The sequence below is a fragment of the Brevibacterium sp. CT2-23B genome (assembly GCF_013168765.1).
Lineage (GTDB): Bacteria > Actinomycetota > Actinomycetes > Actinomycetales > Brevibacteriaceae > Brevibacterium > Brevibacterium sediminis.
Map to the genome: position 1 here is coordinate 374,720 of NZ_JABBYK010000001.1, position 11,234 is coordinate 385,953.

Sequence of the window (11,234 nt, forward strand, 5' to 3'; positions counted from 1 at the left end):
ACCGCTTCGGCGGTCGTCTCGTCATCCGCCTCGAGGGCCGCCTCGGCGCTTTTCGGAGGCCCGGGGATCGACCTTGTCGGTCCCGTTTTCGTCCTGTCTCTCCTCCTCGAGCTCCTTGAGCAGATCCTTGAGCTCGGAGCGGATGAAGTCACGAGTGGCGACCTCGCGCATGGCGATGCGCAGCGCCGCCACCTCTCGTGCGAGGTACTCGGTGTCGGCCAGGTTGCGTTCGGCGCGCTGCCGATCGTGTTCGAACTCGACGCGGTCCCGGTCGGTGCTGCGGTTCTCCGCGAGCAGGATCAACGGCGCGGCATAGGAGGCCTGAAGGGACAGGATGAGGGTCAACAGGGTGAAATTGAGCGATCGCGGGTCGAACTGCCACGATTCCGGCAGCAGGGTATTCCACAGCAGCCACACCGCACAGAACACCGTCATCCCGACGAGGAACGCGGGAGTGCCCATGAACCGAGCGAAGGCCTCGGCTCCGCGTCCGAAGGTCTCGGGGGAGACGGTGAAGCTCGGCAGTCGGCGCTTGCTCGACCGCGGGATCTCGAAATCATCGACGGCCATATCTACCCCCTGCTGCGATCGTCTCGACCGGTGGTTCGCCAGTCCTCGGGCAACAGCTCGTCGAGGACGTCATCGACGGTGACCACACCGACGAGGCGATCGTTGTCGTCGGTGATCGGCACCGACACCAGATTGTACGCGGCCAGCAGCTTCGCCACCTCGCCGAGCGGAGTCTCCGGCGACAGCGGTTCGACCTCGGTGTCGAGCATGATGCCCACGGCCTCGTGCGGCGGATGGCGCAGCATCTCCTGGATGTGGACGAGACCCAGATACTTGCCAGTCGGGGTCTCTACCGGCTGCCTGCAGACGAAGACCGCGGCAGCCAGCGCCGCAGGCAGGTCTTCCCGCCGGACATGGGCCAGCGCCTCGGCGACAGTGGCTTCCGGGGTGAGGATGACCGGTTCGGTCGTCATCAGACCGCCGGCTGTGTCATCGTCGTACGCCAGAAGCGTACGCACATCTTCGGCCTCATCCGGTTCCATCAGAGTCAGGAATCGTTCGGCCTGTTCATCGCTGAGCTCGCCGAGGAGGTCTGCCGCATCGTCTGGAGCCATCTCTTCGAGCACGGTCACGGCTCGTTCGGTTTCGAGTCCGGTGAGGATCTCGATCTGGGTCTCGGCCGGCAGCTCCTCGACGACATCGGCAAGGCGTTCGTCATCGAGGGCTCGGGCCACCTGGAGGCGGCGAGCGGCGTTCATCTCGAAGAGCACATCGGCGAGGTCGGCAGGCTTCGTGTCCTGATAGGCGGCGATGAGCTGAGTGGCTTCCTGATCGACCTCGGAATCCACAGGATGGTCGGCATCCGTCCAGTCGATCTGCTTGGTCTCGCCGCGGCGGCGGAACGCGGCGAAGGCGCTGCGTTCGGGCACACGACGCACGAACAGCCTGGTGACCTCCCAGTCCTTGTTCACCTGCTGTTCGATGCCGACGTCCTCGACGAGCACCGGTGAGTTGTCTTCGCGCAGACGCAACCGTCGGTCGAGCAGGTCATTCATCACCAGGGTCTCGGATTCGCGCTGTTCGAAGCGGCGCATATTCACCAGGCCGGTCGTGATGACCTGGCCGGAGTCGATCGCGGTGACCCGGCCCATCGGCACGAATACTCGGCGACGGCCCGGCACTTCGACGACGAGGCCGATGACTCGCGGGAACTGCCGCATCGTCGCACGATAGACGACGACGGCGTCACGGACACGGCCGACCTGATCGCCGAGAGGGTCGAACACGGGGGCGGAGACGAGTCGGGCGACGAAGACTCTTTTCGGTGGACCACTCATGTTCTCAGACTACGTGGTGCATGGAGTTTTCAGTGATCGCCTCCACGAATTGAATCGAGATCACATTCGCGGGCGGTGAACGCAGTGGGCGTCGGGTTCCACTCGCCCACTTTTCCTATTCATCAAGCCGTCCTGTCTGCTTCATCTCGATGTCGCCCCGTCTCCCTAGGGTCATTTCTCGGCAGAACCCGCCATAGTCGAATACAGGAGAAATCCATGCAGACACGACGAATCCGCCCGCGCACCGCTGCCGCAGGCCTGGGAGCCTGTGCCGCGCTCTCGCTCTTCGCTCCGCTTCTCTCGCCGACCTCGGCGACGGCCGCGGACGCACCGGCTGAACTCTACGAGGGCCACGTCCAGGTCGACCGCGGCAAGGCCGCCGACCCGAAGAAGTTCACCGGTCAGGTCTTCGATGACGTGAACGAGAACTCGAAGCTCGACGGCGACGAGAAGGGAGTGGCCGGAGTCGCGGTGTCCAACGGCGTCGACGTCGTCCAGACCGACGGCGAGGGCCGCTACGAGCTGCCCGTGCGGGACAACATGACCGTTTCCATCACTCAGCCGTCCGGCTGGCAGGTTCCCGTCGATGAGGACAAGGTCGCACAGTTCAGCTACAACCACCTGCCCGAAGGGTCCGGTGATCTCGAATACGGCGGCATCGAACCGACAGGGGACACGCCGAAGGCCGTGAACTTCCCGATGGTCGAGTCGAAGGCCTCGGCAAAGGGCGAGCAGAACTGCCCGATCGCCTCCGACACCCAGGCCTATGACAAGACAGAGATGGGCTACGCCCGCGACGGAGCCGTCGGTGACCTTGCTGATCGCAGTGATTATGGGGCCTGCGGAGTGCTGCTGCTCGGGGACAACGTCGGTGACGACCTCAGTCTCAACGATGAACTGCGCGATATCTACTCCCAGATGAACGGACCCGTGCGCGTGGCCCCGGGCAACCATGACCAGGACTACGACGCGGTCGACGACGCTCACGCCCTCGACACCTTCCGTGACCAGTTCGGACCCTCTTACTTCTCCTACGACGTCGGCAAAACCCACTTCGTCGTCCTCGACAGCATCGAATACGAGGGCAAGGCGAACAAGAAGAAGTACAAGGAGAAGATCAGTCAGGATCAACTGACTTGGCTGGAGAACGATCTGAAGAACGTGCCGAAGAACGCACAGGTCGTCGTCGCCACCCACGCGCCCATTCTCACGCACAAAGAGGTCGTCGTCGACAACGCGAAGGACTTCTACGACGTCATCTCCGACTACCCGAACGCCGTGACCGTCGGCGGACACACTCACACTCAGGAGAACCTCGTCGCAGGCGAGACGAGGAAGGAATGGGCTGCAGCCGGGATCGAGAAGCTGCCGAACACGCAGATCGTCGCCGGTGCCGTCTCCGGCGACTGGTACTCCGGCGGCCTCAACGCCGACGGGCTGCCGTACTCATTCACTCAGGACGCTTCGGAACCGGGCGTGCTCACCCTCGAATACGACGGTGCTTCGCGCAGCGAACGCTACACCGTGCGCAACGAATCCGACGACCACCAGCTGCTGCTCGGCGTGAACTCGCCCGAGTGGCGCGACTGGGCGCAGAAAGCCCAGGAATGGCAAGACGCGGACAAGAAGGGCACCGCTCCGAAGGAGATCTCCGAACGCGTCGTCACCCGCGAGGACCTCAAGCAGGGCGAGACCTGGCTGACCTCGAGCTTCCTCGCCGGCACCTCGGACGCACGAGTGGAGGTCAGCTTCGACGGCAAAGCACCGAAGCAGTCCGAGCACACTCAGCCGGGCAAGGGCGAAGCTCTGGCCAAGGGCTGGGAGTACACCGATCCGTACACGGCATCTCAGAATCTGCGCACCTCCGGCAATGTGGGCCAGTCGAGCTCGCACCTGTGGCGGACCGAGATCCCCTCGAACCTCGACCTGGGCACCCACACCGCCGAGGTGACCGGAACCGACCGCTACGGTCGTGACTTCACCGAGTCGGTCCGGTTCACCGTGGTCGAGGATGAGGCCGCGGCGAAGACCGAATCGCAGAAGCTGCTGCGTCAGGATGGCTTCGATACTCAGCAGAAGAAGGAAGTCCGAGACCCGAAGGGTCTCGACTCCGAAGAGGCTCAGTCGGCTCGCAACGACTGACAGCTGAAGAAGGAGCTGCAGCTTCGTGCGGCTGTCGGATGATGGCGCTTGGAAGCTGCGGAGAACTGAGAGGAGCGGGGCCCGCCGAACGGCGGGCCCCGTCTCCGTGATCAGAGAGCGTTGAACTCCGAGGCGAAATCCGGTGCGATCTCGCTCAGCGTCGGCGGCTGCCCCCACGAGCTGTCGACGGGTGTCGCCGAAGCGTGGGCGTCGAGGATCGCCAAGCTCAGCGCATCGGCTGCCGCCGCGGAGATCATCACGAGCTCTCGGGTGGCGGCGTCACGATCGGAGGGCAGATCCTGCGCTCCGGTGGCGATGCCGAAGACCGTGTCGCCGTCGAAGAGGGTGTGCGAGGGCCGCACAGCTCGGGAGATGCCCGCGTGCGCACCCGATGCCATCCGCGTGGTCTGCGCCGAGTCGAGGCGTGCATCGGTTGCGACGATCGCAATCGTCGTGTTCTTCGCAGCAGTCCCCGGGACCGGCGCTGCCGAGTCGGGGAGACTCAGCACCTTCGGCAGATCGAGGCCGATCGAGCGCAGCAGCGGGTCCAACCACAGACCGCCCGACGGCGTGCCGATCGTTCCCAGCGAATTCGCCACGACGAGCGCCGCGACCATGGTTCCGCTGGGCAGCCGGACGGCATAGGATCCGAGCCCTCCGCGCACACTCTGGAATCCGGACCGGGCTCCGATGCCTGCCCCGATGCTGCCTCGGACGTCGTCCGTCCGTCCGGACAGCGCCGCTCGTGTCGCCTCGGCGCCTTCGTCCGGTCTCGGCGGTGCCACGGAACCGTTTCCGCGGCCGAGGTCGAAGATCGCGGCGGCAGGAACGAGCGGAATGACCGCATCGGCAAGTCCGGGAGCAGGGAATCCGAGTCCCGCCTCGGCGAGGGTATCGACGACTCCGGAGACGGCACCCAGCCCGAATGCGGATCCGCCGGTGAGGACGATGGCATCGGCACCATAGGAATGTGTTCCCGTTGCGATGACATCGGTCTCACGGGTGGCGGGACCGCCCCCGCGGACATCGACGCCGATGGTCGAACCGATCGGTGGCAGCACGGTGGTGATCCCGGTCAGCCGGCTGTCGGTGAACTCACCGGCATGGCCGAGGCGGATACCGGGGATCTCGAGGACTCCGCGCCCGCGGAACGGGCCGGGTCGTGCCTCGGAGCCCGAACCGCGTGCGGTATCCGAGGTCATCAGCGGTCCTGGGCTCGGCTCTGCACCCAGGCCTCGATCTCGGCGCGGGTGCGGGGGAAGTCGGCCGAGAGATTCTCCACTCCGTCGGCGGTGACGAGGACGTCGTCCTCGATGCGGACACCGTTACCGCGGAACTCCTCGGGCAGGAGCAGGTCGTCTGACTTGAAGTACAGTCCGGGTTCGATGGTGAAGACCATTCCCGGTTCGATGGTCGCGTCCAAGTACATCTCCGCTCTCGCCTGCGCACAATCATGGACGTCGAGGCCGAGGTGATGACTGGTGCCGTGGACCATCCATCGACGGTGCTGCTGTCCTTCCGGTGACAGCGAAACGGCAGCGGAGACCGGCAGCACACCGAACTCTTCGAGACGCTTCGCGATGACCTCCATGGCCGCCTCGTGGACCTCACGGAACTTCACAGGACGGTTGGGGTGATCTGCGGCCACAGCGAACGCGGCATCGGAGGCTTCGAGCACGGCATCGTAGATCTTCGCCTGCACCGGAGTGAAGGTGCCCGAAACGGGCAGGGTGCGGGTGATGTCCGCGGTGTAGAGCGAATCGGCTTCGGCTCCGGCATCGACGAGGATGAGGTCACCGTCCCGGACCTGACCGTCATTGCGGATCCAGTGCAGGGTGCAGGCATTGTTGCCCGAGGCGGCGATCGTGTCGTAGCCGACCCCGTTGCCGTCGGAGCGAGCGGCGGTCTCGAACGCGGTCTCGACGACACGCTCACCACGACGGTGTCCGAGTGCCTTCGGCAGCGCTGCCACCACGTTGTCGAAACCGGCGCGGGTGATGGCGACGGCTTCGCGCAGCTGCGCGATCTCGTGGTCGTCCTTGATCAGGCGCAGCTCGGAGAGCAGCTGGGCCAGTTCGGCGTCGCCTGCCTCGGATGTCTCGAGATCGGCCTGGACCTGGCTGCGAGCCAGGTCGATGACTCCGTCGATGCGGGCGTCGGCCTGTCGGACGAGGCGCACGGAGATGGCCCCGAGATCCTTCGTGATGGCGTCATCGACAGTGGCGGAGCTCTCAGTTGCGATGCCGGTCATGGTGGACATCGCTTCGAGATCGGCACGCGGTCCGACCCAGTACTCTCCGTAGCGGGAATCGGAGAAGAACTCCTCCGTCTCGGCACCGGCGCGGGGACGGAAGTACAGCGTCACATCGTGGCCGTCGCCCTCGGGTTCGAAGACGAGCACGGCGTCGGGTTCGGAGTCGGTTTCCAGACCCGTGAGGTGGATGAACGCGGAATGAGCGCGGAAGCGATAATCGGTGTCGTTCGAGCGGACCTTGAGTCCGCCGGCGGGAACGACCAGCCGTTCGCCGGGAAATGCCGCCGAGACCGCGTCCCGACGGGCAGGGGTGAAACCGGCGGCGGCGAGAGCCTCGGCGTTGAGGGGAGTGCGATCCCAACCGGAGGCGACGAAGTCGCGGAAGGCGGCGGAATTCGGGCGATGCGAGCGGTTGTTGACGCGGTCTGCGAGGTCCTGAGTCGAGTCTGGGGTATCTGAGTTGTGCTCTGTCATGCCGCCAGTCTAGACGGGCGGAGTGACATGGTGTGTACACGTGGAAGTCGGAACGACAGATGCAGATAGACTGTGACCATGGTCATCGATCTCCACGTGCACACCGCATTTTCGGACGGGACCCAGACCCCGTCCGAACTCATCTCAGAAGCCTCGATGGAGGGCATCGACGTCGTCGGACTCACCGATCACGACACCACTGCAGGTTGGACCCTTGCCGAAGATGCCGCCCGCGTCTACGGGCTCGGCCTGGTGAGGGGAATGGAGATCTCCTGCCGCTACGAGGGGATCAGCGTGCACCTGCTCTCCTACCTCCACGACCCGTACGATACGGGGCTGGCCGAGGTCGTGCAGGAGACCAGGCGGGCGAGACTCGATCGCACCCACCTCATCATCGAACGATTGGCCGAAGACTATCCGATCGACATGGATGCGGTGCTCTCCGTCTCGGGAGAGGACGCCACGATCGGACGTCCGCATATCGCCGATGCGCTGGTCGCGGCCGGCGTCGTCGAGTCCCGCACCGAAGCGTTCTCGTCGATTCTGTCCAGCCAGGGAAAATATCATGTGTCCCTGCCGACGATCGATCCGATCACCGCGATCGGGCTGATTCGGGAGGCCGGGGGAGTCTCGGTCTTCGCCCATCCGCGCGCAGCCATGCGCGGTCGGGTCGTGCCCGATTCGGCGATGACCGAATTCATCGCCGCCGGTCTCGACGGACTCGAGGTCGACCATAGGGACAACCCTCCGCAGGAACGAGAGGCGATGCGACGTCTGGCGCATGAGCACGACCTCATCGTCACCGGCTCCAGCGACTATCACGGCACGGGCAAACCCAACCGCCTCGGCGAGCACGTCACCTCCGACCATATGCTCGCGAAGCTGCTCGAGCGTGCGGCATCACGGCCGGGGGGCGTCGACTACATCCAGGGCTGAGCCCGGCTCCGATCTGCGCCAGCCTTCATCCGGCGGTTGAGATCGGCCGAGGATTCGGCGGACGCAGCGCATGCGCGTGATGGATGATGAAGCGTGCGAACATCATCGGTCACAGAATCGAACGGGATCAGGGCTCGAGTCGAATACAGGATGCACGAAGGGCCCCGACCGAGTGGTCGGGGCCCTTCGTGCAGACGGTACGGAGAATAGGTCTCGCCAGCGGAGAGGTCAGTCCTCGCTGGAGTCGGTGGCCGGGTGACCGCCCTGACCCGCCTGGCCGCCCTGCGCGCGGTTGACCGGCTTGCCGCCGCGGGTGCGGCGACGGCTGCGCTGGCGGCGCGGTTTGCGGCTCTCCTCGCCGGATGCGGACGAGGCGTCACGACGGTCGGATGAGCCGCCTCGGCGAGAATCCGAACGGCCACGGCCGGAACCGCGACGATCAGACTCACGGGCCTGGCGCTCACCGGAGGACTTCTCGTCCTCGCCTTCGGGGTGCTGGCGCGGCAGTCGGCCCTTGGTGCCCTTCGGGATGCCGAGCTCGGAGAAGAAGTGGGGCGAGGTCGAATAGGTTTCGGCGGGTTCATCGAAGTCGAGGCCGAGGGCCTTGTTGATGAGACGCCAGCGGGGCATGTCGTCCCAGTCGACCAGGGTCATGGCGACACCGGAGTTGCCGGCTCGACCGGTGCGTCCGATGCGATGGACGTAGGTCTTCTCGTCCTCGGGGCACTGGTAGTTCACGACGTGGGTGACATCGTCGATGTCGATTCCGCGGGCCGCGACATCCGTGGCCACGAGCACGTCGACCTTTCCGTCGCGGAAGGACTTCAGAGCCTTCTCACGCTGTGACTGACCGAGATCGCCGTGGAGCGCCTTGACTGCGAAACCGCGATCCTCGAGTTCGGCTGCGAGCTTGTCGGCGGTGCGCTTGGTGCGGGTGAAGATGATCGTGCGACCACGGCCCTCGGCCTGGAGCATGCGGGCGACGAGCTCGGATTTGTCCATCGAATGGGCGCGGTAGACGAACTGCGTGGTGTTCTTGCCCGTCAGCGACAGATCCTCATGGTCCTGGGCGCGGATGTGGGTGGGCTGGTTCATGTAGCGGCGGGCGAGGGTGATGACCGCCCCCGGCATCGTCGCGGAGAACAGCATCGTCTGCCGGTGGGCGGGCACCGCGTTGATGATCTTCTCGACGTCGGGCAGGAAGCCGAGGTCGAGCATCTCATCGGCTTCGTCGAGGACGACGGTGCGGACGCGGTGGAGCTTGAGGATCTTGCGACCGTAGAGATCGAGGAGGCGGCCGGGGGTGCCGACGACGACGTCGACGCCGGATTTGAGCCGGTTGATCTGCGGATCGAAGTCCATGCCGCCGTAGATGGTCATGATGTCGATGTCACGCTGCACCGAGGCGGTGACGAGATCGGCCGCGACCTGCTTGGCCAGCTCACGGGTGGGAACGACCACGAGGGCCTGCGGCAGCCGCGGCTCCTTGGCATCGCCCACGCTGTCGGGAGTCGAATCGGGGTCGGAGGTGACCGACGAGTCCTCGGTTTTGCCGACGACACGCTGGAGCAGGGGGATTCCGAATCCCAGGGTCTTTCCGGTGCCCGTCTTCGCCTGCCCGATGATGTCGGCTCCCGACAGTGCCACGGGCAGTGTCAGCGCCTGAATGGGGAAGGGGTGGGTGATTCCTGCCGAGGCCAGTGAGGCCACGATCGGTCCGGCGACTCCCAGCTCCGCGAAATCCGCTTCTGTCTCCGCCATATTCCAAACTCCTTTTAGCGCGTACGCGCTTGTCATGGTGCGAACCGGTAGTCTTGAACTATGCCCGATTCTGTCCCATTGGCCGGTAATGATGCTGCAACGCTCGCACTTCTGGCGTTCGGCGAGCTGACCGGTTTCGAACGTATGGCCACAAACGCGACGACCGCAGCGGATCTGGATGACAAGGTCATCCTGGCGCGGCTGGCCTCTCAGTCATTCGCGAACTTCGAACAGCTCTCACAGCACATCGATCAGATGGGCCAGGATGTGATCGAGCTCTGTCAGCATTTCGAACCGACCTTCAGCACTCTGGCTGAAAGAACTCGTCCTCGCGACTGGTACGAAAGCCTCATGAAGGGATTCGTCTTCGACGGAATCATGAATGATTTCTACCGCACGGCGGTGGACGAACTCGCGGAGCCCGGATACAGCCTGGCTATTGCAATTCTCGATGATACACGTGCCAGCGAATATGCGCGCAATCGTCTGACCTCCGAAGTGGCTGTCGATACACAGCTGGCCTCGCGGCTGGCCCTGTGGGGCCGCAAGCTCGTCGCCGAGACCCTGGGACGGGCACGCAGTCTGCTCACCGATCCGTTCCTCGGCCTCGACGAAGATCTCGTCGTCGAGCTGATCCCGGCGGTGACGTCGAATCACTCGAAGCGGATGTCGGCGCTCGGTCTCGTCGCCTGATCACACAATAGGCGCCTGCACCGGCAGCGGAGCACGATTCCGCGTCTGCAGCACGAACCTGCGGATCCTGCGAGGGACGCATGGTTCCGCCGCGAACGCGAAAAGGGCCCCAGTCGTTGCGACCGGGGCCCTTCCGCTCAGGCGCAGCTCAGGCGCTGAAGCCTACGCGACGTGAAGTCTCGGCACCGATTTCGAGGTAGCCGAGCGAAGCGGAGGGGACGTAGACCTGACGGCCCTTCGTATCGGTGAAGGTCAGCAGTCCATCGGACTGGATCTTCTCTTCGACGCGGGCGGCGAGAGCCTTCGCATCCTCGTCCGTTTCGAGGGTGATCTCGCGCTGAGTCTGCTTGACGCCGATCTTGATTTCCATGGTGCTCCTTGTGCCGATGCTCGGTGATCGATGACGGATTGGACTGTGTTCAGCTTAACGTCCGCAGACTTGGGTTTCTTCCCCATGGATTCTGCTGAAGGCTGAGCGGCCGGTGGAACGTCAGCGATCTGCGAACGACCGCAGTCCGCCCCAGCTCATCTGGGTGAGCAGTTCGACGGCGGTGTCGACGTCGACACCGCGCTGAGAGTCGATCTGCTTGACGACGACCTCGGCGGTGCCGATGAGAGCCCGGCACAGCAGCTGTGCCTCATCGTCGCTGAGGCGGGCGAAGTTCTTCAGCGCCGACACGACCCGTGTAGCCGAACTCTCCCGCAGCGCGCGCAGCTTCTGTTCGGCTTTCGGCTCGTAGACGTCCGAATTGAAGATGATGACGAACTCTTCGCGGTGTGAGACCACGAAGTCGAAATACGCGCGATAGGTCGCGTGGACCTGCTCATGCGGATCTGTCGTCGATCCCAGAGCTTCGGCGAGCCGAGAGTCGAGCAGCGCCGCCGAGGAATCGATGAGCGCCAGATAGAGGTCCTGCTTCGAATCGAAGTGCTGATAGAGCACAGGCTTGGACACACCGGCTGCCTCGGCGATCATGTCCATTGAGGTCGTCCGATATCCACGGGTGGCGAAAACGGAGCGTGCGACTCCCACTAATTGGTCGCGGCGCTGGTCACGGGGCAATCTCTGTTGTGGACTCGACATTCTTCAATGCTACGCGAAGACAGGCTGTGCACCGGGCATCCGC

The 11,234-nt window shown here is 64.6% G+C and carries 10 protein-coding genes; 3 read left to right on the forward strand and 7 right to left on the reverse strand.

The annotated features are described in order from the left end of the window. Window positions 1-21: 21 nt before the first annotated feature. Together HIM68_RS01760 and HIM68_RS01765 are read right to left on the reverse strand one after the other, a co-directional pair. Window positions 22-570 carry a DUF1003 domain-containing protein gene (locus tag HIM68_RS01760; protein WP_229663902.1) on the reverse strand — a complete coding sequence of 183 codons (549 nt, stop codon included), beginning with the start codon at window positions 568-570 and terminating at the stop codon, window positions 22-24. Window positions 571-572: 2 nt separating this feature from the next. Next, entirely contained in the window at window positions 573-1,847 is a 1,275-nt protein-coding gene (locus HIM68_RS01765; protein ID WP_101544936.1) for a CBS domain-containing protein, read from the reverse strand. A 216-nt stretch (window positions 1,848-2,063) separates the two neighbouring features. Here HIM68_RS01765 and HIM68_RS01770 point away from each other — a divergent pair, with 216 nt between their 5' ends. Continuing rightward, the gene (locus HIM68_RS01770; protein WP_172169129.1) at window positions 2,064-3,989 is read left to right on the forward strand and encodes a calcineurin-like phosphoesterase family protein; all 1,926 of its coding nucleotides are present in this window, start codon (window positions 2,064-2,066) and stop codon (window positions 3,987-3,989) included. 110 nt (window positions 3,990-4,099) lie between these two features. Here the strand turns inward: HIM68_RS01770 and HIM68_RS01775 are convergent, their stop codons facing one another. Together HIM68_RS01775 and HIM68_RS01780 are read right to left on the reverse strand one after the other, a co-directional pair. After that, the gene (locus HIM68_RS01775) at window positions 4,100-5,191 is read right to left on the reverse strand and encodes a P1 family peptidase (protein ID WP_172169131.1); all 1,092 of its coding nucleotides are present in this window, start codon (window positions 5,189-5,191) and stop codon (window positions 4,100-4,102) included. Further along, a complete protein-coding gene (locus HIM68_RS01780) occupies window positions 5,191-6,717 on the reverse strand; it encodes an aminopeptidase P family protein (protein WP_139466943.1) in 1,527 nt (508 codons plus the stop codon). Before HIM68_RS01780 ends, HIM68_RS01775 begins: the two co-directional genes overlap by 1 nt. A 78-nt stretch (window positions 6,718-6,795) precedes the next feature. Here HIM68_RS01780 and HIM68_RS01785 point away from each other — a divergent pair, with 78 nt between their 5' ends. Then, a complete protein-coding gene (locus tag HIM68_RS01785; protein WP_139466944.1) occupies window positions 6,796-7,653 on the forward strand; it encodes a PHP domain-containing protein in 858 nt (285 codons plus the stop codon). 228 nt (window positions 7,654-7,881) lie between these two features. On the opposite strand, the gene HIM68_RS01790 is transcribed toward HIM68_RS01785, so the two are convergent. Further along, window positions 7,882-9,414, reverse strand: coding sequence for a DEAD/DEAH box helicase (locus HIM68_RS01790; protein WP_172169133.1), 1,533 nt, complete (start codon window positions 9,412-9,414; stop codon window positions 7,882-7,884). Window positions 9,415-9,474: 60 nt separating this feature from the next. Here HIM68_RS01790 and HIM68_RS01795 point away from each other — a divergent pair, with 60 nt between their 5' ends. Further along, window positions 9,475-10,107 (forward strand): ferritin-like fold-containing protein, encoded by a 633-nt coding sequence (locus tag HIM68_RS01795; RefSeq protein ID WP_039210607.1) that lies wholly within the window; start codon window positions 9,475-9,477, stop codon window positions 10,105-10,107. A 148-nt stretch (window positions 10,108-10,255) separates the two neighbouring features. On the opposite strand, the gene HIM68_RS01800 is transcribed toward HIM68_RS01795, so the two are convergent. Together HIM68_RS01800 and HIM68_RS01805 are read right to left on the reverse strand one after the other, a co-directional pair. Next, window positions 10,256-10,477, reverse strand: a complete 222-nt coding sequence (locus HIM68_RS01800; protein WP_139466946.1) for a DUF3107 domain-containing protein — start codon at window positions 10,475-10,477, stop codon at window positions 10,256-10,258. A gap of 120 nt (window positions 10,478-10,597) precedes the next feature. Next, complete coding sequence (locus HIM68_RS01805; protein WP_253903686.1) at window positions 10,598-11,191, reverse strand: TetR/AcrR family transcriptional regulator; 594 nt, start codon at window positions 11,189-11,191, stop codon at window positions 10,598-10,600. Window positions 11,192-11,234 lie beyond the last annotated feature (43 nt).

Bases quoted from the DNA above. Each gene is read 5' to 3' on its own strand.
- HIM68_RS01760 (WP_229663902.1), bottom strand. From the start codon at position 570: ATGGCCGTCGATGATTTCGAGATCCCGCGGTCGAGCAAGCGCCGACTG.
- HIM68_RS01765 (WP_101544936.1), bottom strand. From the start codon at position 1,847: ATGAGTGGTCCACCGAAAAGAGTCTTCGTCGCCCGACTCGTCTCCGCC.
- HIM68_RS01770 (WP_172169129.1), top strand. From the start codon at position 2,064: ATGCAGACACGACGAATCCGCCCGCGCACCGCTGCCGCAGGCCTGGGA.
- HIM68_RS01775 (WP_172169131.1), bottom strand. From the start codon at position 5,191: ATGACCTCGGATACCGCACGCGGTTCGGGCTCCGAGGCACGACCCGGC.
- HIM68_RS01780 (WP_139466943.1), bottom strand. From the start codon at position 6,717: ATGACAGAGCACAACTCAGATACCCCAGACTCGACTCAGGACCTCGCA.
- HIM68_RS01785 (WP_139466944.1), top strand. From the start codon at position 6,796: ATGGTCATCGATCTCCACGTGCACACCGCATTTTCGGACGGGACCCAG.
- HIM68_RS01790 (WP_172169133.1), bottom strand. From the start codon at position 9,414: ATGGCGGAGACAGAAGCGGATTTCGCGGAGCTGGGAGTCGCCGGACCG.
- HIM68_RS01795 (WP_039210607.1), top strand. From the start codon at position 9,475: ATGCCCGATTCTGTCCCATTGGCCGGTAATGATGCTGCAACGCTCGCA.
- HIM68_RS01800 (WP_139466946.1), bottom strand. From the start codon at position 10,477: ATGGAAATCAAGATCGGCGTCAAGCAGACTCAGCGCGAGATCACCCTC.
- HIM68_RS01805 (WP_253903686.1), bottom strand. From the start codon at position 11,191: ATGTCGAGTCCACAACAGAGATTGCCCCGTGACCAGCGCCGCGACCAA.